Source organism: Roseobacter sp. (assembly GCF_045106495.1).
Classification (GTDB): Bacteria; Pseudomonadota; Alphaproteobacteria; order Rhodobacterales; family Rhodobacteraceae; genus Roseobacter.
On the sequence record NZ_JBGCEQ010000041.1, the window covers coordinates 78,731 to 100,390 of the forward strand.

The following is a 21,660-nucleotide window of genomic DNA, read 5'->3' on the forward strand; positions in this document are numbered from 1 at the left end:
ATTCTGCCTGTTCCTGGTCTTACAGAGGTTTTCCTCACTGCGCTTATTTGGGTCCCACGCGAGGATTGCATAACCTGACGCCGCCGTTCTCGTTCGAACGTGCGGCGTTTTTTTTGCGCTTAGAATGTGTAAGCGAGACGTAAACCGCCCCAATGTTTACCCCGCACAACAATCGGCGCTGAGAGATCTTTCATCATCTTGAATGCACCGCCGCCCATGTCTCTGCGGTAGACTTGCAATAGAAAGGGCTCTGTGTTTTGTCCGGCTTTCAAGCCCACCCGATCATCAAAAATGCGTCGGTTACGGCAATTTGCCATGTTCCAGACCGGGTCTTTACTGGGCGGATGTGAAAATTTTCGGTTGTGTGTTGGCAAGTACCCATTGCGGTCAACGGCAGCACAAAAGACAACCTTTGCATCTATGTCGAGAACAGGTTCTTGCAAAGGTGGCAAAAGCCCATCTATCAGATTTGTGAATGACGTCAGGTACTGCTCTGGGTTACTGCCGGGAACAAGCTTGTAGTTTTGATCAAACAACTGGGACATGGAAATTTCGCCACTGTCTACGGCGGCGGCCATTTGTTGCGAAAGATCGTGCGCGATCGACTGCACTCTCTGAATGAAAGGGGTATCCACTGATGCACCGCCCAACATCGCGGTAGATTGAACAATTGTCTCGGATGTATCGATCAGGTTGAGAACGCGTTTATGCGTCTTTTCAATGCCAGCGGTGGTGCTTTTCACCGCAGAACCAATACTCTGCAATGCGGGCGTGAAATCCTGCATCGCAGTTTGCATTCTGTCGGTTTCTTCCGAAATCCGTTGCGCCTGCGTGTTGGCCGAAACGATGGAAGCTTCAATGCGGCCGAGGGCGTCGTCTGTACCACCGGCATTTTCCAGAACGTGCGCTGCTTCGCTGGCCACACCGGAAGATTCCTTGCCTAGAACCGCAATCCATTCAGTGAGCGTTTCGATATTATCCGAAATCTCAACTGCCGCGCCGCGGGTTTTTTGCGATAGGCTGTTGATGGCTTCGGCAACGACCGCAAATCCTCTTCCGGCCTCTCCAGCACGTGCTGCCTCGATTTTTGCATTGATTGCCAATGTGTTGACTTGCATAGCGATGCTGGCAATCTGCTGATTGTTGCTTTTCACGGCAGAAAGCGTATCGCTGATTGAAGCAGTGCGTTCGGCGAGTGATTGTACCCACTCGGCCACGTTACGCGTTTTATCTCCAGTGGAGCGAACAAGCTGCGCGGAGGATTTCACATCTTGCGATGTTTCGCCCGTGTTTTCAGCCATCGTCTGAACCGCTTCGCGCATGTCTGAATTTGCGCGCACCATGTCGGTCGCACGGGCATCCAATACATCGAGGCCTTTGCGTTGCGCATGTGCGTGTTCTTCCACCAGGTCAAGGAAACCGGCAATGTCTACGATTTCATATCCCAAGGCTGCCGCAGCCTCCGTGAGACGATCCGTGTGTGTGTTTTCGGAGAACTGTGGTTGATTACTCATAAGGCCCCGCTTCGAGATGCGAGAACACTAATCAGATTTTACTTAAAAAGTGCTAATACCGTTAAGCGCAATCGGATTGCAGTGCTTGCGTCATAGCTTCGCATGCGGCTTCGATGCTCAACAGGATCGAGGCATGGCGGTTCTTGTAGTCTTTCGCGGGCTGCAAGTATTCGAACCCGGCAAATGGGTCGGCAGGTACTGGCCCGCCATCTTTCAACATCGCACGCAGTTGGTCACGCGCAGTTTCCAGATCACTTAGGTTGCATCCGATAACGGCGGTGCCCGTCACGGCGGCCGCAGCTTGACCCAATGCACAGGCTTTTACGTCTTGCGCAAATTCCGTCACTTGCCCACCTGCGATCGTCAGATCCACGGTCACTGCAGAACCGCACAGTGGCGAGCGTTTCTTGACCGACGCCATCGGACTATCTAGCCGACCCAGGTGCGGAATATCGGCGGCCAGTGCCAAAATCCGGCCCGAATAGAGATTGATCAGGTCATTTTCACCAGGCATACCGCACCCCATGGCTGTCTTGTTACTCACCAAAGTATACATAAGTCCTTTTTACGAGGATGCAAAAAGGTTTTAGCGATGTCTTCTGATCTTATTCCGTTCGACCCGGCGACACTTAAGTACGACGCATCCGGCTTGATCCCGGCGATCGCTCAGGACGCTGTCAGCAAAGAAGTGTTGATGATGGCTTGGATGAATGCGCAAAGCGTGACACGCACGTTGCAGACCGGGAAGGTGACCTATTGGAGCCGGTCTCGTCAAGCGTTCTGGGTGAAAGGGGAAAGCAGCGGTCACCTTCAGGAATTGGTCGATATGCGGGTGGATTGTGATCGCGATTGCCTGTTGATCCAGGTGCGACAGACCGGGCCTGCGTGTCACACAAATAGGCGCACTTGCTTTTATACCGAAGTATCAGGTGGCAATGAGATTGAATTGATGAAACCCATTCATCATAGCTCTTAGCCCAGCCCGATCATGCGGCGTATGTCAGATGCGCTGAGACCATCGGACCGATATTTAGCCAAGGCGCGTGCATCATCTCTTTTGGCAAGGCGTTTGCCGTTTTCATCCCGGATCAGTCGGTGATGGTGGTAAAGGGGTGTCTTGAAACCCATCAGATTTTGCAAAACAACGTGTATTTGCGTCGCGTCAAAAAGATCTGAACCGCGCGTAACACGAGTGACGCCCTGCGCCGCATCGTCCACGACAACGGAGAGATGATATGATGTCCCCATGTCGCGGCGTGCTAACACCACATCTCCAACGTTTTTGAAGATTGAGGCGCGATCCAAAGAGATGGTTCCAGATTCCGTGTTTGGGCCTGCGCCCGTTTCGATAAAAGAGTAAGTTCCAGATTGCAGAGCGAGGTTCAAATCGAGCCGTAAGGCCATGTCGCTTGGACGTTTTTTGGATTTTGGTTTGTTGCGGCAGGTGCCTGGATAGACCAATCCATCGGGACCAAATTTTCGCTCTGCGCCTTCCTGAGGGGCCGCTGCCGCCTCCAAAATGTCGCGCCGATTACATGAACAAGGGTAGATAAGGCCCTTTTCCCAAAGACTATCCAATGCTTTGGAGTAATCGCGAAAATGCTCTGATTGGCGCCGCACAGGTGTTTCCCAGTGCAATCCCAACCACGACAAATCATCAAAAATCTGCGTTTCCCAATGCGCGCGCGCGCGGGTTTGATCAATGTCTTCGATCCGCACCAGGAACCGGCCTCTTTTGTCCCGAGCCAAGTCTGAGGCGACGCAAGCCGCGTAGGCGTGGCCAAGATGCATTGGCCCTGTTGGCGATGGCGCAAACCTTGTTACGGTTGTCACGCTTTTTCAAGCACGTAGACGCTGGAGTTCAACTCGATACCAGGCAGGTGTGGCCCATGCTCACAAAACAGCAAACGTGCAGCGCAACAATCGGTCCACTCGTTGATGCGTGCTTCGTTGGTGCGGTCTTGCAGGGCGTGATCGTTCAGCGAAAACACCAAGAGCCCGCCCGGACCCAAGGCATTCAACAGTACATCTAAAACAGAAATAGGTGCTGCACCTGCCCCGATCACCCCAACCGCTGCGATGGCCGAATAGGTGCCACTGCTGAATGGCAGCGGCGCATTTGCCTCGATTACCTGCAAACTGCGATAAAGGCGCTTTGCCTTTGCCTTGACGATCATGTCCTCTGAAAGATCAACGCCGTCGATCTCAGCAAAGCCAGATAACTTTAACGCCAGTCCGGAAAGTCCTGTTCCACAACCGAAATCTAGAATTGGTTGCAACTGGTCTGATGAAAACTTTGCTAAAGCCTCGGCACAACGCCCGGGCGTCACATATCCGTTCTCGCGCAGCTCGGCTTCGTAACTCTCTGACCATTCATTGTACAAAGTCCGCGTTTGCACAGCATCACGTGCCGAGTAAACTTTTTGTAAAAATCCCTGTCCCATGTGGTCATATTAACCGGTCAACTCAGGCGGCGTCCAGTGCTTCAGCCTGGAGCCATGCCTGCCAAGAGGCTTTCGCGCGATCCGTGTAGGCCTTGTATCGCTCTTTACGCCCGCGTCTCCCGCCTTTGAAGCCCACAACGGGTGGAAAAAGTCCGAAATTCACGTTCATCGGTTGAAATGTTTTTGCTTCAGCACCGCCGGAAATATGCGTGATCAAAGCGCCGGTTGCCGTATCAGAAGGTGGTGCACCCCATGTTTGCCCCAGAATTTCGCTTGCTGCCAAACGGCCCGCCAGAAGGCCCATGGCAGCGGATTCCACATATCCCTCAACGCCTGTGATCTGGCCCGCGAAACGGATGTTGGGCCGCGAGCGCAGACGCATCTGTTCGTCCAGCAGCGTCGGAGAATTCAGGAATGTGTTGCGATGGATGCCGCCCAAACGCGCAAAGCTCGCACTCTCTAACCCGGGAATCGTTTTAAAAACATCAGTTTGAGCGCCGTATTTCATCTTAGTTTGGAAACCAACGATGTTGTAAAGCGTGCCAAGTTTGTTGTCGCGACGTAGCTGCACAACAGCATAGGGTTTGTCGTCAGGCGCATGCGGATTGGTGAGCCCCACAGGCTTCATGGGGCCAAATCGCAGTGTTTCGCGCCCGCGCTCCGCCATCACCTCAATAGGGAGGCAGCCATCGAAGTAACCGGCTGTTTCACCTTCATGGAATTCAGTTTTATCTGCGGCCATCAGCGCATCAATGAAGGTCTCATATTGATCACGGTCCATCGGACAATTCAGATAAGCGGTGCGTTCTTCCTCGGTGTCACCCTTGTCATAACGCGATTGCATCCACGCTTTGGACATGTCGATGCTGTCGAAATAAACAATCGGCGCAATTGCATCGAAAAAGGCCAGGGCCTCTGCGCCCGTCTCGGCGGCGATGGCCTGACCCAGAGACGATGATGTCAGTGGGCCTGTGGCGATGATCCAATGTCCGTCCGACGGCAGCTCCGAAACTTCGCCATAAGCAATCTGAATGTTCGGATGCGCCATCAACGCATCGGTCACAGATTGCGCGAAAGGGTCTCGGTCGACTGCCAGCGCACCCCCGGCAGGCAGTCGATGCTGGTCTGCAACACCCATGATCAGCCCATTTGCTTGGCGCATTTCCCAGTGCAGCAAACCGACGGCGTTTTGTTCATCATCATCCGAGCGAAATGAGTTGGAACAGACCATTTCGCCCAAAAGACCTGTTTGATGGGCAAATGTTCCGACCTTGGGGCGCATTTCGTGGATCACGACCTGAACGCCCATGTGAGCGGCCTGCCATGCGGCCTCAGAACCGGCCATTCCGCCGCCAACGATGTGAAGTGTTTGTGTCATGTCCGTCATCTAAGCCGATTGGGCAAAGCGCGCAATAGAACTGCCCAGTGATTTGGCCCGTTGTCGATTTTTCGTAGATCTGATTTTGGGGTCGCCGTGGTGGGTATGTCACACCAGCGAGAGACTGGTTTGGAGGGACCTTCCGCCCACGGCGACCCTAAAATTCGAAAGGACGTTCATCGCCCTGACGATCAAATGCCATGTTCCCGCCCGAATTGAAAGACTGAAGAACGAAACGCTGCGGTCGCAATTTCGAAACAATCCCGCGACGTTACGGAAAATGTTCTCAACCTATGTGCAGACTTGCCTTTGACGCATGTTCTGCTCAACTCTGCATGGCAAAGCAGGGGGGGATGACCTTGGACATTAAAATGACAGCCGCCGATATGGGGGCGTTTCTGGACAAGGCCTTTGAACAGGTAAAGGGCGATTTCACGATAGAAGATGTGGCGCCCAACACTCTGACGGTGCGGCTAAACGTGCAGGACAAACATTTGCGCCCCGGTGGCACGGTTTCTGGCCCATCCATGTTCGCGCTCGCTGATGTTTCTGCCTATCTGGTGACCATGGCGATGATCGGGCCCGAAGCCTTGGCGGTCACTACCAATTGCTCCATCGATTTCATGCGCAAGCCTGCGGCAGGCATCGATCTGATCGCAAAAGTACGGCTGTTGAAGCTGGGCCGGCAATTGTCCGTGAGCGATGTGCTGATCTATTCTGAAGGCATGGAAGCGCCTGTGGCGCGCGCGACCCTGACATATGCGATCCCGCCCATAAAAAGCACGTGATCCCCGACCCGGCAGGCATGGCTTGCGCGACTGCCCGCTGTCTGATCATCTGCATGTCAACGGAATAAACGGGGGCAGAGGCATGTCAAAATGGGTTACGCTGGATTGCAACGGGTCGCCGCATTGCCGTCATGAAAACGGATTTGCCGCATATGACGGGAAGTTCTACCTCTTTGGCGGCAGGCGCATTCAACCGGTGGATATCTTTGACCCCGTCACGCAAACTTGGACAACTGCTTCGCCGCCGCCGATGGAAATCCACCATTTCCAGCCGGTGATCGTGGAGGATGAAATCTGGTTGCTGGGCACCATGACCGGGGAATTCCCCCGCGAAACGCCGCTGGAAACGGTCTATATCTATGTGCCGGGGAGCGACACTTGGAAAGAGGGGCCGACCATTCCGAAAGAGCGCAGGCGGGGGGCAGCAGGCTGCGTTCTGCACAGCGACGGTTGGATTTATGTGGTTGGCGGCATCGTCGATGGTCACCATTCGGGTACGCAGGCCTGGTTTGATCGCATTCATCCAGTAACAGGAGAATGGCAAGTATTGCCGGATGCACCGAACAAACGCGACCATGCCCCCTGCGCGATTGTAGATGATCGCCTTTATTTCTTTGGCGGACGCGAAACCGGACGTCACGATGGCACCGATTACAACGCGCTGTTCTTCGCGACCATTTCGGATGTGGATGTTTACGATTTCGCCAGTGGCACATGGTCGGTGCATTCGGAACCTTTGCCGATACAAACGGCAGCGGGTGGGACGGGCGTGCTGGATGGCAAGATACACTACGTCGGCGGCGAAGCTGGGCGAATGGAGGCTTTTGTCGAAATGCAGATTTTCGATGCCGCACAAGGGACATGGCGCCTGGGACCGAACTTGAATCGTGCCCGTCATGGCACGAATTGCTGCGTCTATGATCGTAAGCTCTGGATCGCGGCGGGCAGCGGGGCGCGGGGCGGAGAACCGGAACTGACCAGCATCGAGTGCATCGACATCCAGGAAACTTCCTGACAATTGGCAAAAAAAGGGCCGGGACTAAGCCCGGCCAGAGGAAGAGGTCTGGGTGCGTACCGGGGAGGTTACGCCCGCCAGAACACCTTGGCAGCCTCATCACGAGCCTGTCTCGGTGTCAGTCCCACATCGCGTAGTTCCCAGTCGGTCAGCTGTTTGAGCGCGCGCCTGGTTTCGCGGCGTGTGGCCCATTTGGACACGCAGACTGCAAACTCAACCGCGATGATGGCCACGGTTGGCATCGTCTTGGCCTCTTGCAAATAGGCCAGTGATTTCGGGGAAGGTGTCAGTGCGTGTGCCATGGGTATCTCCTATATTGTATTGACACAATTTGGCGTTTATGCCATGCTGTATTGATACGAATACGGGTACAAAGAGGCTAGAGAAATATTGTAATGGGTACAATTTGGCAACCGAAGCTCGTTGAAGGTCAGAATCCCAAGTACAAAGCCGTTGTTGCAACAATACGTACCGGTATCGAGGTCGGTACATTACAGACCGGTGATAAACTGCCGCCAGTCCGGGAATTGGCATGGCAGCTCAAGATCACGCCGGGAACTGTCGCGCGTGCCTATACGATCCTGACAGGCGAGGGCGTGCTTTTGGCGGAAGTTGGACGCGGAACCTATGTCGCAGAACCCCGGGCCGCGCGCGTACAAGACGCGCCCATTGAGATTGATGTGATCCCGCATAAGGCAGAGGAAGATCTCAATCCTTACAATGTCAGTCTGTTTTCCCCGCATCTGCCATGCATAGGGCAGGATGCGCTTGTCCGGAAATTGATGGCACAGGTTGCGGCGGACCCGCCCTCCGGCGTCATGCACTATCCCAGTCGAAACGGCGCGCGTCCGGCACGTGAGGCTGTGCTGCGGTGGCTGGAAGGCACGCCTCTAGGACCACTGGGCGAAAAAGACATTGTCCTCTGTCAGGGCGGTCAAAACGGGATCTTGCTGGTTCTTCAATCCATTCTCCAGGGGCGCAAACCCACCGTTTTAATAGAGGAACTGGCTTATCCGGGTTTCCGGCGCGTGGCCGAAATGTTGAGGGCTGACGTTGTGCCTGTGCCAATGGACGCAGACGGGATTATCCCTGCGGCTTTGGAGGCGATTGTAAAATCCCACGACGCCCAGGTTCTGTGCACTTCTCCTGAAGTACACAATCCCACAGGGGGTTTTACCCCGGTTGCGCGACGGGAGGAGATTGCCGCTATCGCGCGGCGGCATGACATGCAGATCGTCGAAGATGACTGCTACCGGATGGGCGTGAACCGCGCGCCGTCTTATCGCATGCTCGCGCCGGAGCGTGGATGGTATGTGTCTTCCATCGCCAAAACGATCACACCCGCGTTGCGTTTTGGTTTTGCCATTGCGCCTGAAGGGAACTGGTCGATCCTGCGCCGCACTGCGGAGCACAGCTTTTTTGGTCTTGCCACTCCGGTGACGGATCTCTGCGCTTTGCTGCTGAATCATCCCCAAATTGATGAGTTGACCGAGGAAACCCGCAAAGGCTTTAACAAATATGTGCAAAGTGCGGTGAACATATTGGGTGGCTATGATCTGAGCTGGCGGGCTGATGTGCCATTCTTATGGCTGCGCCTGCCGCTGGGCTGGCGGGCAGGGGCGTTTTGTCAAGCGGCTGAGGCAGTGGGTGTGCAAATCAGATCTGCCGAAGAGTTCGTATGCCGTGACGCCCGCGCGCCCCATGCGGTGCGCATGGCTGTCAATGCTGGTGTGTCGATCAAGAGCTTCGAGGATGCAATAAACCGGTTATGTCAATTGTTGGACAATCCACCCGAACAAATCAGTGTTTGATTTTGGGGTATTATAATACCTATTTTTTAATATATTGATTTTATTGAATTTAATTGCGTTTACAGTCCTTGACGTGGATGTTTCTTCCTTTATAACCGCCCAATCGAATTGAGGTCGGGGCGAACCCGCGCTGACCTGCCACCTCAAACGGGGAACCGTCCATGAAAACCTTTTCTGCAACACCCGCAGATATCGACAAGAAATGGATCCTGATCGACGCTGAAGGCGTTGTTCTGGGTCGTCTTGCTTCGATCATTGCTCAGCGTCTGCGCGGCAAACACAAAGCTACCTTCACACCGCACATGGATATGGGCGACAATGTGATTGTCATCAATGCGGATAAAATCCAGTTGACCGGCAAGAAACGCGACGAGCATCACTACTGGCACACCGGCCACCCTGGCGGCATCAAGTCGCGCACAAAAGCACAAATTCTAGAAGGTGCGCATCCTGAGCGTGTTGTGACCCTTGCGGTCAAGCGCATGTTGCCAGGCAACCGTTTGAGCCGTCAGGTCATGACCAATCTGCGTGTCTACGCAGGTGATGAACATCCCCACGAGGCGCAAAGCCCCGAAGTTCTGGACGTAAAATCCATGAACGCCAAAAACACGCGGAGTGCATGAGCATGGCTGAAGAAATCAACACACTCGAAGAACTCGGCCAAGCCGCAGGCCTCGAAGTCGCAGCGCCCGAAGCCGAAGTCGTGGTTGTCCGCGAGCCGGTGCGCGACGACCTGGGTCGGTCCTATGCAACCGGTAAGCGTAAAGACGCGATTGCACGCGTCTGGATCAAACCAGGATCTGGCAAGGTTACCGTCAACGGCAAGCCGCAAAACGAATATTTTGCGCGCCCAGTGTTGCAGATGATCCTGGCACAACCATTCTCTGTTTCGGGTACTGAAGGTCAGTTCGACGTGGTTGCCACGGTCAAGGGCGGCGGATTGTCTGGTCAGGCGGGTGCGGTCAAGCACGGTGTTTCCAAAGCATTGCAACTTTATGACCCATCCTTGCGGGGGGCGTTGAAAGCAGCTGGGTTCCTGACGCGTGATAGCCGTGTGGTTGAGCGTAAGAAATACGGTAAAGCCAAAGCGCGTAAGAGCTTCCAGTTCTCCAAGCGCTGAACGCTCTTCACGTCAGATTGGAAAAGCCGCTTTGCAAAAGGCGGCTTTTTTTTGGTCTGATTGCGGGAGTTATCATGAACAGCTTTTGAAAAAAAAGTATTTTTTTATAAGATCTAAGACTGCATTATTTATCTGATGCGATAAGACCCAGTCCACGCAGGTAGATGCCAATTCCGGTTTCCAAAAGGTCATCTGCTGGAAAGGGCGACGCACGTCCGGGTGAATTGCGCGCAAAAAGCTCAACCACCCCGTGGCTCATGGCCCAGATATGCGCCGAAAACATGGACGCCGGAGGGCGCTTGTCTTCGGGGATGTGCTGACTGAGGTCGGTGGCGGCTTTTTCCAAGACACCGCTAGCACGGCTGGCTATGGCTGCCAGCTCTGGTGTCCGGTTCACCGAAATGCCGCTTTCGAACATTGCAATATAATGGCCCGGATACTTTCGGGCGAAGGCCAGATAGGCGCGCCCGGTTGCAGAGAATGCAGCCAACGCTGAAGGCTGCCCTTTTTCGTAGGCGTATTCCATCAAATCCGCAAAAATCTCGTAGCCTTGGAGTGCGGCTTCGGCGATCAGGTCTTCGCGGCCTTCGAAATGGCGATAAACGGCGGCGGGGGTCACTCCGGCCTTTTTGGCGGCCTCAGAAAGTGTAAATCCCATGGGACCACGTGTCTCGATCAGGAGCAACGCCGCCTCGATCAAAGCTTGACGCAGGTTGCCGTGATGGTAGCCACGTTTAGGCATCCCAAATATCCAGACCACCGCAGATGGTTGTATCAATCTTTCCAATGGCCTGCGGATCTTTCCTCGTGTACTCGAGTGCATGCAAAACGGTGCGGATGGTATTCAATCGAGCGCGACGTTTGTCGTCAGATCTCACAACTGTCCAGGGGGCCGTCTCCGTATGGCTACGCGTGAGTGTATCGCAGATGGCATCACTGTAAGCATCCCAGCGCTTAAGGCCTTCCACATCGATCCAACTCAGTTTCCACTGCTTGAGTGGATCGCTTTCCCTTTCCAACAACCGTCGCAACTGCTCGGCGCGGCCTACATTCAGCCAAAATTTGAACAAATGCACGTTGTCATCGGCAATCAGTTCTTCAAACGACGCAACTTGGCTAAAAAACTGCTCGCGTTGCGCATCTGTGCAAAACTCGAAAACCTTTTCGACGACACCGCGATTGTACCAACTGCGGTCAAAGAAAACCATCTCACCGGCACTGGGCATGTGGCTGGTGTAGCGTTGAAAATACCATTGCGTCGCTTCTGTTTCCGTGGGTTTCGAGAGCGCGACAATACGTGCGCCTCGTGGATTAAGATTGGCTCGGAACCGGCTGATGGTGCCACCTTTTCCTGCACCATCACGTCCTTCGAACACAATCGCGATACGCGCACCGCTTGCCTTGGTCCAAGCCTGCATCTTGACCAATTCGATCTGTAAATCAGCAAGCTCTCTTTCATAAGGTTTGCGCGCGAGACGTTCGCCATGGGGGTAGGTCGCCGACAGGATATCACCTTTATCCGCGCGATTGATTGCATCGCGAACATCTTTGGGGGCTTCTGTCTCGAAAAACTGGCTGATCGCGCCGTCAAAGGGCAGGTCCATGAGGCCTCCGGAGGGTGTGTCTGATTTTAATATGGGATGTTAAAGGGCTTAACGCAAACCCGCACGGGACGCGACACGGTCGATTGCTTCCACAATCACCTCGGGTACTGCGTGGTGTGGCATATGCCCCACACCTTCGAGCCGCGTCAATCGCGCGTTGGGCAACAATACCGCCAATGGTTCTGAATGCACTTTGAGTGGCACGATAGTGTCTTCAGTGCCATGTAGAATTTCGACCGGCAAGGTTAGATCAGGGTATTTCTGTGCCATTTCAACGATATGAGGGCGCAGGTTGTTTACCTGTTGGGCGTTTGCGCGCAGTGTTGTGCGCCGCAAGCTCATCTCGGGTCCGATGTGTTCGAGATACCCCTTCGGCATGGACTGGGGCGCGAAGATGGAAGCAACTGTGTCTTCGATCCGCTTGTCCGGCGCGAAGGCTGTAATCATAGGCACAACAAGTGCCCCTCCCAAAACCGATGAATTGATCTGGTAGAGTGCGCCCAGATCGCCGGGCCAAGGATTTGACGCAGCACCCAGCAGGACCAACCCAGCTGTTTCATCCGGTTGCTCCAGCGCCCAGGCGAGGGCAACCGCGCCACCAAATGAATGCCCCAGCACGATTGGGCGAGTTACGCCAAGCGCCTCAACCGCGCCTTGCAAAAGCCGGGCTTGCACGGCTGGAGGCTCGGCCGCGGCGTTCCAGACACCGCCGTAGTCCGGCGCCAGACGCCCACTCCATCCCAGGCCGGGCCGGTCCAGAGCGATGACCCGGTAGCGATGTTTCAGCCGGTCAACCAGATCAAACGTGTAGTCCCGCAGCGATCCGCTGGCCCCGTGGATCAACACCAAATCCGGGCCGTTGCCGACAACTCTGACATGTATTGGGGTGGCTTCAACCGTTACAATCTGGCCAAGGGCCGGGTGTTTTGCCTCTGCCTGGGCCTCACGCGCGCCCGCGCGCCACTGCACAACGGCAACAAGGCCCAGAGCCAGAAAAAGGCACGTGATCAGCACCTTAGGTCCCAATACGGGACATCTCAAAGGGCGCGGACTGATAGATTTCATTGATCCAGTTGCCGTAAAGCAAATGCGCGTGACTGCGCCATCTGTTCAAGGGCATCCGGCGCGGATCATTGTCCGGGTAGTAGTTTTTTGGCAGCGAAATTGCGCTGTTTTCTTGAATATCGCGGTCATACTCCTGTTTGAGCGTATCGCGGTCGTATTCAAAGTGGTTGAAAATATAGAGCGCGCGATGGGCGGAATCTTCGACCAGACAGGGGCCCACCTCATCGCTGCCCAAAAGCGTTTTCAGCCCGGATGCGGTGTCAATCTCACTCTGTCGCATCTCGGTCCACCTAGAGACGGGGGTCACGCAGTCATCTGAAAATCCGCGCAGATAAGGTGACGATGGTGCTAGATTTTGATGCCGGAAACAACCGAAAGCCTTGGCATCCAGCATGTGTTTGTCGACGCCATGAAAATGGTTGGTCATCGCCATGCCGCCCCAGCACACGCCGAAGGTCGAATGCACATGGGTTTGCGTCCAATCCATCACCTCGCGCAGCTCGTCCCAATAGGTCACGTCTTCAAAGGCGAGATGTTCGATCGGCGCCCCGGTGATGATCAGCCCGTCGAATTTCTCGGCGCGCACGTCCTGAAACGGCCGGTAGAAACTGGCCATATGCTCAGAAGCGGTGTTCTTGGTTTTATGCTCTGACATGCGGATCAGGCTCAACTCGATCTGCAAAGGCGTGGCACCTATGAGGCGCGCAAACTGGGTTTCTGTCTGGATTTTTTTGGGCATCAGGTTCAACAGTCCTATCCGCAAGGGCCGGATATCCTGCAAGGCGGCCTGATCATCATCCAGTACCATCACTCCTTCGCGCGTCAGCACGTCATAGGCGGGAAGAGCAGAGGGGATTTTGATGGGCATAACTGTATTCCAGATCGCGTTCAGGCATGGCAGATAGTCTTTTGGTGCGGGTGTCTCAAGGGCGAAGCACTCACAGCTCGGTGACGCGGGTTACAGGCAAGAGGCGATGAGATCATCAAAGTCCTGCGGATTTTTCAGCGAGGCGACCTGATCCGCAGTCACGGTGACACCCCAGCGCGACATGTTTTCATATCGCGGTTGGCGGTGTGCAAGGGCGCGGGCATAGGTGAAGCGGATGAAATCATCAGGATCAACGTCTCCTTCAAGGCATTTGTTTTTGCTTAGATATTCCTGCCAGGTGCTTGCGAGGAATGTGGGTTTGTACGCCATCGGTTTGGGCGCGCGATCGAAACGACGTATCAGCTCCCGGGTGTGAGCGGCGGTACCCTTGATCCAGATCAGCAGACAATGGCTGGACAGATCGCGCATTAGTGCATCGTGGGTGTCGTCAGCCTCTACCCATTCACATATCGACCCTCCGGAATCGCAGATAAAATGCGGATACCCATAAAGTGCCTCGGCGCGCTCTGCGAAATGCGTTGTGTCATAGAGCGCGGAAATTTCGGCTTGTCGGAACTGTTCCTGACGACGGGTATACTCCGCCATGGGCAAACCACCCTTTTTCGGGTCACCCGGTTTGCCGAGGTAAGTGGCGACGGGCGCGAGGTTGTCGAACGTAATGTTAGAGCCAATGTAAATGCTGTCGCTCATCAGCAGTTCGCGCAAAAAAGGGACCTTCATCGCTTCGGATTTGGCGTTATCCGTGATGTATTCGCCCATATAGCGCGTGCCGATACGGTAATCGATCGAATAGTGAAACCAGTTTCCACTTGCGCGCAACAGATTGGACATATGCGTTTTCCCCAAACCCGACATGCCATAGACCAGCACGGATTTGCGCGGCGCGGCCCGCCATTCGGCGGCAGAAGAGTATAGCATTGGGCGCATCCTGAAGGCAGAAGTGATCGCCAACTCCTAGCCTTGCCACTCGGTACGGTCAATCAGTCAGAGATCGGGATACGCGGCTTGCGGAGCCTTTGCCATAACCTGCCGTCCAACACGATCAACCCCAGGGCCAAAAGCGCAAAGCCTGTATAGGCATTGGGATTTAGCGCCTCGCTTAAAACAATAGCACCCAAAATGATCGCGACGGGCGCTATGAGCAGCGTCACCAGCAAAAGGTTCCCACTGCCGGCCTTGCTGAGGATGTAGTAGTAAAGCAGGTACGCGCCTGCGGTGGCGACAACGGAATAATATGCGATGGCCAACATCGATTTGGGTTGCAAATCAAGTGTGATCGGGCCCTCAAAGAGAACCGCCATAGGCAGGGTGAGCAATGTTGAGGCAGTAAGCATCCCGGCGGCGGCCACTTGCGGCGCAAGATGAGAGAGCGTCTTTCGCGCCCAGACTCCGGCCAATGCGTAGGAAACGGTCCCTGCAAGCACGGCCAGTTGCGCCAGCGACCGAAGATCGAAATTACGTAGGTTTTCCAGGCCGATCGCCATGGCGACGCCCAGAAACCCAAGGCTGACACCAATTATTTTACGCAGGCTTAGCCGTTCGTCCGCGAAAAATACAGCCGCAAACAAAACGCCAAAAATAGCCGTGGCCGCGTTCAGAATGGATGTCAGACCGCTTTCGATGTGCACTTGTCCCCAGGCCATCAAAGTAAAAGGGATCACATTGTTCAAAAGACCCATGATCAAAAATGCGCCCCAGATCTTTGGTTCACGTGGCAGAGGCAAACGCATGGCGAAGGTAACGGCCCACAAAACCAACATGGCCCAGAACGTACGATGTGCTACGGAAGTGAGCGGCCCGACTTCATCAAGTGCAATGCGAATGGACACGAATGACGCGCCCCAGATCAGAGCAAGGAGCAGCATGGCGGCCCATGTTTTTGAAGAAATGCTGGTCTGTTCAATCATGCGGTCACCTTAGGCAGGATCAGCTGATGCAACCACCCGGATCATGCGCAAAGAAAACGCCCGGCGCTAGGCGCACGGGCGTTTTGAAAGGATCGTGACGCTGGATCAGAAACGATATGCGACTTTTACGCCCAAGGCGATCGCGTCATTGCCATCGAAATTTGCAGCCGGGATGCCTTGCACCCCTGTCGTTGTGTCGCCAATACGGATGTAGCGCAGGCCTGTTGTGATCTCGTAATTGTTTTGACGATAAATCGCAGCCAGATTGATGATTTCCTGCCCATCGGCGGGACCCAGGTTGGTGAATAGATTGCCTGTTGTTTCTTCATAGCCAATGCTCGCAGCTACGGACCAGTTCTCGTTGAGACGCCGCCCGACTCCGAGGGTATAGGTGATAACGTCCTCTTCGTAGCTCAGCAACGGCGACCCGACCACTGCCAGGTATTGCCGGGGATCCAGTTGAAAGTCAGACCAGTCAACCCAGCGAATCCCACCAAACAACAAGGTCTTGGGGTTGATCCCTGTTTGGAATTTCAGGTTAACGGATTGTGGGGTTTCAAATTCTGTAGTGGTCGCAAGTGTACCCACACCCAGCGTCGTTTCAGTGGTGTCGGTTTCGTGCGAGATTTCTGAGTTATATGTCAGAGACACACGAAAGGCGATTTCGGGAATTTCGTAAGAAACGCCGGCCACATATCCAAGGCCATAGTGAATATCTGCGTCTGCGGTGTACCTGAGTGGCGGACCGACAGGGCGGTCAAAGTTGACGTTGACGCTGGCTTCTACTGATTGCAAGCGCAAGCCGCCGTAGACAGAAAACCCGGATGGATCATTGAATTGGACCAGTCCCGTCAACGCGCGGCTTTCGAACAATGCGTCGGACGTCGATGCGAAATACCCGGTACCTGCGGGGTAGTCCACCTCCGCACCGAACGGCTCATCATAGATCAGTGCATAAGAAAAACGATCGTTCAGATCGGCTTTGTACGCGCCACCAAACCGCAAATAGCTGGGGGCAATTTCGCCTGAGCCCGTACCGTTTGCGAAAGTTGCGCGTGCGTCACCTGTCAGATCTGGCGAGACATTGACCACGCTGAATTCAAGGTAACGCCCCTCTTCGAACAGCGCCTCAATGGATTGGCCTGATCTGTCAATGCCGCCAGCATGTGCGCTGCCTGCTGCGAGACACAAAGCGGTTGCACTTGTTAGATAAGTTTTCATGACTCTCCTCCCCAGAAGATGTGCCTGATGGTGACTGTGCGGATTTGCAAGATAGGCGCGAGCACGTAAGCACGATTGCAAATTGGGTCAATTGTTGACGCAGGGGCATTTTTGCTTGTGACCTCACGTTAAATCAATTTCTTTGACGTGTCTCGGACCATATATTCAAGTAATTGCCAGCAAATATTATGATTGCGCCAATTAAGACCCAGATATCGAGAGCTTCATTGTAAAGCAGCATGCCGATGACGGCGATGGCGGGCAGACGGATGAAATCAAAAGGGACCACCACGGTAGCCGGTGCGATCGAAAGAGCGTTGGTCATGCAATAATGCGCCACCAGGCCTGCGGCACCGACCAACATGACAAAAGGAAGCCCTTGCGACGTGGGCAGCGCGATGTCGCCGTCAAAACCCGCCGCGATCACGCCAAAGATCAGTTGCATGGTGGTCAGATAGAACAGAATGCAGGTGGTGCTTTGTGTGCGGGTCAGCCGTTTGGTAAACATGATCGTCAGGGCAAAGAATATGGCCGACGACGCCGCCATGACCACGCCGATGTTAATACCCGAGATATCAGGTCGCGCGACCATCAATATGCCGATAAACCCCATACCGGCGGCCAAAAGACGCATGGCTGTAAGCCTTTCTCCCAGCAAGAAAGGCGACAGAACAATCACCCAGATCGGGGAGGTGAATTCCAGAGCAAAGACCTGTGCCAGGGGAATTACGGTGACGGCGTAGAACCACAGATTCTGACCGACAAAATGTGCCATGTTTCGAACCAAATGCACTGGCATGTGTCGCGTGTTGATCTGGCGCCAACTGCCCGTCATCCCGGCCAATACCACAACGATTACAAAGCCAAAGACGCTTCGATACAACATGATCTCGAATGTATCGAGTTCAGCGGCCAGTTCCCGTCCCAGAATGGCCATGCAAGAAAACGAAGCAATAGACCCGACCATCCATAGTGCTGCTTTGAACGTAGGGCTCATACTGGTCGCTTGCTGCACCCTAAAACGCAGGTGCAAAGCGTGACGAAGGCATGCGACGTCATTCCCACTCGATGGTGCCGGGCGGTTTTGAGGTGATGTCATAGGTCACCCGATTGATGCCCGGGACCTCATTGATGATGCGCGTGGCCGTTTCACCCAGAAATTCGTGGCTGAAAGGATAATAATCCGCAGTCATGCCATCCACAGAAGTCACCGCGCGCAAGGCGCAGGCGAAATCATAAGTGCGCCCATCGCCCATAACGCCAACGGTTCGCACCGGCAGGATGGCCACAAAGGCTTGCCAAATGGCGTCGTAAAGTCCGTGTTTTCTAATCTGGTCAATGTAAACAGCATCCGCTTCACGCAGGATGTCCAGTTTCTGGCGCGTGATCTCGCCGGGGCAGCGAATCGCCAAACCCGGGCCAGGGAAAGGGTGACGACCAATAAAGCTCTCGGGCAGGCCCAGTTCGCGACCCAGGGTGCGGACCTCGTCCTTGAAAAGCTCACGCAGGGGCTCGACCAGTTGCATGTTCATACGCTCGGGCAAGCCGCCTACGTTGTGATGCGATTTGATTGTGACCGAGGGACCACCTGAAAAACTCACCGATTCGATGACATCCGGATAAAGCGTGCCCTGAGCCAGGAATTCCGCACCGCCCATTGCCTTGGCGTGTTTTTCAAAGACTTCGATGAACAGCCCGCCAATGATCTTGCGTTTGGTTTCAGGGTCGCTGACCCCTTCGAGCTGACCCAGAAACAGATCAGATTCGTCCGCGTGGATGAGCGGCAGATTGTAGTGTTCGCGGAACATGCCAACCACTTGCACGCTTTCATCTTTGCGCATCAATCCATGGTCTACATAGACGCAGGTGAGTTGCTCCCCAATGGCCTCGTGGATCAGCACCGCTGCCACCGACGAATCGACTCCACCGGACAGCGCGCAGATCACGCGGCCGGTGCCAACTTGATCGCGAATGCGCGCGATGGCCTCTTCGCGGTAGGCGCCCATGGTCCAGTCGCCTTTGAAACCGGCCAGACGCACAAAGTTCTCGTAGAGTTTTGCGCCGTTTGGGGTGTGATGCACTTCCGGATGGAACTGCACTGCATAGAAATCCCGCGAAACATCGCCGGTGATGGCAAAAGGCGCGTTCGGCGAGGTACCAAAAACCTCGAATCCGGGTGCGATTTCACTGACATGGTCGCCGTGGCTCATCCAGACCTGCTCCCGGTCCACCTCGAACCAGCCATCCAGCAAGGCCAGTTTGCGGGCTTCGGGCGTCACATAAGCTCGGCCAAACTCTGCCGTCCCATGACCACGTTCCACTTTGCCGCCGAGGCACTGCATCATGACCTGCTGACCATAGCAGATGCCAAGAATCGGAACGCCTAGCTCGAAAACGCCTTTGGGCGGCATCGGCGCGCCTTCGGCGAAAACGGATGAGGGTCCGCCGGAAAAAATCACCGCCTTGGGGGTGAATTCCGCAAGGAAAGCGTCGTCTACAACATTGAAGGGATGGATTTCGCAATAGACATGCAACTCGCGCAATCGGCGCGCAATCAATTGCGTTACCTGGCTGCCAAAGTCGATGATGAGAAGGCGGTCATGATCATGTGTGCTCATGGATGCTGATTAGGCGCGGCGCGGCCAAGTGGCAAGGGCTGCAGTGGGTGCCACATCGCGCAGATGTCGTTTTTCCGACGAGATACGCCGGACACCGGGGGCACATGTCGCTTTTTTCCCTGCAAGGACGCTATCCGCACCAATGCAGAGTGCTGAATGGGATAGCACCGGCACAGGTAAAAGTCGGGGAGACGCAAATGGCACAGGCATCAGAACGCAGGGGCAGAAGAGGTGGTGGCGGTGCAGCCCGGCGTGCCGAGCGCAGTGCGGTATCTTTCGAGACTGCGCGATTTATCCAACGCAACATCCCAAACTTTGACGTGCTGACCGAAGAAGCCCTTGAGATCATCGAAACCAATGCCGAAACGGTGCTCGAGGAAATTGGTGTCAATTTCATCGAAAACCCTGCTGCTTTGAAACGCTGGCGTGACGCCGGTGCGGACGTCGACGGCGAACGCGTGCGCATCCCGCGTGGGCTGGCGAGACAACTGTGCCAAACAGCGCCGTCCAGCTTCGTCCAACATGCGCGAAACCCCGAACGCAATGTCGAAGTTGGCGGTCGTAACCTGGTGCTGGCCCCGGTTTATGGCCCGCCCTTTGTCCGCGATGCTTATGAAGGGCGGCGCTACGCCACGATGGAGGATTTCCGAAAGTTCGTGAAGCTGGGTTACATGTCCAAGTGGTTGCATCACTCTGGCGGCACGGTCTGCGAACCAACCGACGTGCCAGTGAATAAGCGCCACCTTGACATGCTGCAGGCCCATATGACGCTGAGCGACAAACCCTTTATGGGCTCGGTGACCGAGCCTTCGCGGGCGCAGGATTCGGTGGAAATGTGTGGTCTCCTCTTTGGTGAGGACTTCGTGCAGCAAAACACAGTGATGACATCGCTGATCAACATCAACTCGCCCATGACTTTCGATGACGTGATGATGGGAGCGCTTGAGGTTTATGCGAAAAACAATCAGGCCTGTATCATTTCGCCCTTTATCGTGGGCGGGGCCATGGCGCCGGTTTCTGTTGCCGGGACGCTGACTCAGGTGCTGGCCGAGGTGTTGGCCGGTATTGCATACAGCCAGTTGATCCGCCCGGGTGCTCCGGTGATCATGGGGGCTTTTGTCACATCCATTGATATGAATTCCGGCGCGCCAACTTTCGGGACACCGGAAGCCGCGCATATCACCTATGGGGCCGGGCAACTGGCCCGGCGTCTTGGCCTACCGTACCGGTCTGCTGGGTCGTTTTGTGGATCGAAACTGCCTGATGCACAGGCAGCTTATGAGACTTCAAACAGTCTGAATATGGGCCTCCTGGCGGGGGTGAACTTCATGCTGCATGCCTGCGGATGGCTCGAAGGAGGCCTTGTGTCTTCATTCGAGAAATTTGTTATGGACGCGGATCAACTTGGCACGCTGCATCATCTGGCGAAGGGTGTCTCGAGCGATACAAACGCTCAAGCCATGGATGCCATACGTGAAGTTGGTCCGGGCGGTCATTACCTGGGGTGCGAGCACACGCAGAAGAACTTCAAAGATGCTTTCTGGAAATCGGATTTGCTAGACTACAAGCCCTACGAAACATGGGAAGACGAAGGCGGCCGTGACACGCAAACTCTTGCCAGTCTGCGGGTCGAAAAGATGCTAAGCGAATATCAGCAACCCGCCCTTGATCCCGCGATCCAGGAGGCGATCTCAGACTATATCGCACGCAAAAAGTCTGAAATGCCGGACAGTTTCATGTAACTCAGGCTGCCTGAGACGCCCGTAATACGCGTGCTTCACCGAGCATCGCGATCAACACGTCAACGTGGCGTATCAAGCTGTATCCAGCATCACCGCTGGTGCGTTGCGTGTTCAGATCAGCTTCGATTTCGATCAGTTTGAAAAGCGCAGACCCGTGTCTTGGCAAGATCCCGTAGCCCAACAACCGTGGCAGGTGCACCGCGCGACGGTAATCTTCAGCGCCGATACGAGCTGCGCGCATCAGAAGCTGTGGCCGGCGTATTGCGTGCAGCATTGAGATCAGGTCTTGCATTTTGTTTTCCTTTATATCCGTCATTTCCCCCGAGGGTTTCTACGCCCTACAGTGAAGGATATTACATCGACAAATCTCGTGTTGCGCAGGTTGGTCAATTCACGCGCGCAGGGCTTAGGGACTTGTTAACACTCTGAAGTAGTGCGGTTTTGTGCGCGTACTTCGAGGTCTGTTTTGATCGCTGGACCCCAAAATGCCGGTTTGATTAGCTGTTGCGCTTGGTGGTCCAAGGGCGCGCGTAGGTTTAAATAC

23 protein-coding genes are annotated in these 21,660 nt (G+C 54.8%); 7 read left to right on the forward strand and 16 right to left on the reverse strand.

Annotated features, from left to right (window positions below; all coding sequences use genetic code 11):
* Positions 1-119 precede the first annotated feature (119 nt).
* Together AB8B75_RS19440 and AB8B75_RS19445 are read right to left on the reverse strand one after the other, a co-directional pair.
* Positions 120-1,514 carry a methyl-accepting chemotaxis protein gene (locus tag AB8B75_RS19440; protein WP_405364474.1) on the reverse strand — a complete coding sequence of 465 codons (1,395 nt, stop codon included), beginning with the start codon at positions 1,512-1,514 and terminating at the stop codon, positions 120-122.
* A gap of 61 nt (positions 1,515-1,575) precedes the next feature.
* Positions 1,576-2,028, reverse strand: coding sequence for an iron-sulfur cluster assembly scaffold protein (locus AB8B75_RS19445; protein WP_405364509.1), 453 nt, complete (start codon positions 2,026-2,028; stop codon positions 1,576-1,578).
* A gap of 93 nt (positions 2,029-2,121) precedes the next feature.
* Between AB8B75_RS19445 and hisI the strand changes: the two genes are divergently transcribed.
* Entirely contained in the window at positions 2,122-2,490 is a 369-nt protein-coding gene (hisI, locus tag AB8B75_RS19450; RefSeq protein WP_405364510.1) for a phosphoribosyl-AMP cyclohydrolase, read from the forward strand.
* Here hisI and gluQRS read toward each other — a convergent pair.
* The 3 genes from gluQRS to trmFO all read right to left on the reverse strand — a co-directional run bounded on the left by gluQRS (position 2,487) and on the right by trmFO (position 5,336).
* Entirely contained in the window at positions 2,487-3,347 is an 861-nt protein-coding gene (gene gluQRS / locus AB8B75_RS19455; RefSeq protein ID WP_405364475.1) for a tRNA glutamyl-Q(34) synthetase GluQRS, read from the reverse strand. The genes hisI and gluQRS overlap by 4 nt on opposite strands.
* Complete coding sequence (locus AB8B75_RS19460; RefSeq protein WP_405364476.1) at positions 3,344-3,913, reverse strand: class I SAM-dependent DNA methyltransferase; 570 nt, start codon at positions 3,911-3,913, stop codon at positions 3,344-3,346. The genes gluQRS and AB8B75_RS19460 overlap by 4 nt, the downstream gene beginning before the upstream one ends.
* Before the next feature lie 67 nt (positions 3,914-3,980).
* Complete coding sequence (gene trmFO / locus AB8B75_RS19465; protein WP_405364477.1) at positions 3,981-5,336, reverse strand: methylenetetrahydrofolate--tRNA-(uracil(54)-C(5))-methyltransferase (FADH(2)-oxidizing) TrmFO; 1,356 nt, start codon at positions 5,334-5,336, stop codon at positions 3,981-3,983.
* Between the two features lie 359 nt (positions 5,337-5,695).
* Here trmFO and AB8B75_RS19470 point away from each other — a divergent pair, with 359 nt between their 5' ends.
* Complete coding sequence (locus AB8B75_RS19470; protein WP_405364511.1) at positions 5,696-6,124, forward strand: PaaI family thioesterase; 429 nt, start codon at positions 5,696-5,698, stop codon at positions 6,122-6,124.
* An 82-nt stretch (positions 6,125-6,206) separates the two neighbouring features.
* Complete coding sequence (locus AB8B75_RS19475) at positions 6,207-7,139, forward strand: Kelch repeat-containing protein (protein WP_405364478.1); 933 nt, start codon at positions 6,207-6,209, stop codon at positions 7,137-7,139.
* 68 nt (positions 7,140-7,207) lie between these two features.
* On the opposite strand, the gene AB8B75_RS19480 is transcribed toward AB8B75_RS19475, so the two are convergent.
* Positions 7,208-7,441, reverse strand: coding sequence for a DUF1127 domain-containing protein (locus AB8B75_RS19480; protein ID WP_405364479.1), 234 nt, complete (start codon positions 7,439-7,441; stop codon positions 7,208-7,210).
* A 93-nt stretch (positions 7,442-7,534) separates the two neighbouring features.
* On the opposite strand from AB8B75_RS19480, the gene AB8B75_RS19485 reads away from it, so the two are divergent.
* The 3 genes from AB8B75_RS19485 (at position 7,535) to rpsI (ending at position 10,070) form a co-directional block, all read left to right on the forward strand.
* On the forward strand, positions 7,535-8,950 hold the full coding sequence (locus tag AB8B75_RS19485; RefSeq protein WP_405364480.1) for a PLP-dependent aminotransferase family protein: 1,416 nt from the start codon (positions 7,535-7,537) through the stop codon (positions 8,948-8,950).
* Between the two features lie 161 nt (positions 8,951-9,111).
* On the forward strand, positions 9,112-9,573 hold the full coding sequence (gene rplM / locus AB8B75_RS19490) for a 50S ribosomal protein L13 (RefSeq protein ID WP_405364481.1): 462 nt from the start codon (positions 9,112-9,114) through the stop codon (positions 9,571-9,573).
* 2 nt (positions 9,574-9,575) lie between these two features.
* Positions 9,576-10,070, forward strand: a complete 495-nt coding sequence (rpsI, locus tag AB8B75_RS19495; RefSeq protein ID WP_405364482.1) for a 30S ribosomal protein S9 — start codon at positions 9,576-9,578, stop codon at positions 10,068-10,070.
* A gap of 124 nt (positions 10,071-10,194) precedes the next feature.
* Here the strand turns inward: rpsI and AB8B75_RS19500 are convergent, their stop codons facing one another.
* From AB8B75_RS19500 to guaA, 9 genes are all read right to left on the reverse strand, one after another.
* Complete coding sequence (locus AB8B75_RS19500) at positions 10,195-10,812, reverse strand: TetR/AcrR family transcriptional regulator (RefSeq protein ID WP_405364483.1); 618 nt, start codon at positions 10,810-10,812, stop codon at positions 10,195-10,197.
* Complete coding sequence (gene ppk2, locus AB8B75_RS19505) at positions 10,805-11,674, reverse strand: polyphosphate kinase 2 (protein ID WP_405364484.1); 870 nt, start codon at positions 11,672-11,674, stop codon at positions 10,805-10,807. The genes AB8B75_RS19500 and ppk2 overlap by 8 nt, the downstream gene beginning before the upstream one ends.
* A gap of 48 nt (positions 11,675-11,722) precedes the next feature.
* The gene (locus AB8B75_RS19510; RefSeq protein ID WP_405364485.1) at positions 11,723-12,688 is read right to left on the reverse strand and encodes an alpha/beta fold hydrolase; all 966 of its coding nucleotides are present in this window, start codon (positions 12,686-12,688) and stop codon (positions 11,723-11,725) included.
* A 1-nt stretch (position 12,689) separates the two neighbouring features.
* Entirely contained in the window at positions 12,690-13,607 is a 918-nt protein-coding gene (gene metA, locus AB8B75_RS19515) for a homoserine O-succinyltransferase (protein ID WP_405364486.1), read from the reverse strand.
* Between the two features lie 90 nt (positions 13,608-13,697).
* The gene (locus AB8B75_RS19520) at positions 13,698-14,546 is read right to left on the reverse strand and encodes an ATPase (protein ID WP_405364487.1); all 849 of its coding nucleotides are present in this window, start codon (positions 14,544-14,546) and stop codon (positions 13,698-13,700) included.
* 62 nt (positions 14,547-14,608) lie between these two features.
* Positions 14,609-15,535, reverse strand: coding sequence for a DMT family transporter (locus AB8B75_RS19525; protein ID WP_405364488.1), 927 nt, complete (start codon positions 15,533-15,535; stop codon positions 14,609-14,611).
* Between the two features lie 105 nt (positions 15,536-15,640).
* The gene (locus AB8B75_RS19530; protein ID WP_405364489.1) at positions 15,641-16,756 is read right to left on the reverse strand and encodes an OmpP1/FadL family transporter; all 1,116 of its coding nucleotides are present in this window, start codon (positions 16,754-16,756) and stop codon (positions 15,641-15,643) included.
* A 133-nt stretch (positions 16,757-16,889) separates the two neighbouring features.
* Positions 16,890-17,753 carry a DMT family transporter gene (locus AB8B75_RS19535; RefSeq protein ID WP_405364490.1) on the reverse strand — a complete coding sequence of 288 codons (864 nt, stop codon included), beginning with the start codon at positions 17,751-17,753 and terminating at the stop codon, positions 16,890-16,892.
* A gap of 58 nt (positions 17,754-17,811) precedes the next feature.
* Positions 17,812-19,374, reverse strand: coding sequence for a glutamine-hydrolyzing GMP synthase (gene guaA / locus AB8B75_RS19540; protein WP_405364491.1), 1,563 nt, complete (start codon positions 19,372-19,374; stop codon positions 17,812-17,814).
* A gap of 197 nt (positions 19,375-19,571) precedes the next feature.
* On the opposite strand from guaA, the gene AB8B75_RS19545 reads away from it, so the two are divergent.
* A complete protein-coding gene (locus AB8B75_RS19545; protein WP_405364492.1) occupies positions 19,572-21,116 on the forward strand; it encodes a trimethylamine methyltransferase family protein in 1,545 nt (514 codons plus the stop codon).
* Between the two features lies 1 nt (position 21,117).
* On the opposite strand, the gene AB8B75_RS19550 is transcribed toward AB8B75_RS19545, so the two are convergent.
* Positions 21,118-21,408: a DUF6477 family protein gene (locus AB8B75_RS19550; protein ID WP_405364493.1), complete on the reverse strand. Its 291-nt coding sequence runs from the start codon at positions 21,406-21,408 to the stop codon at positions 21,118-21,120.
* Positions 21,409-21,660 lie beyond the last annotated feature (252 nt).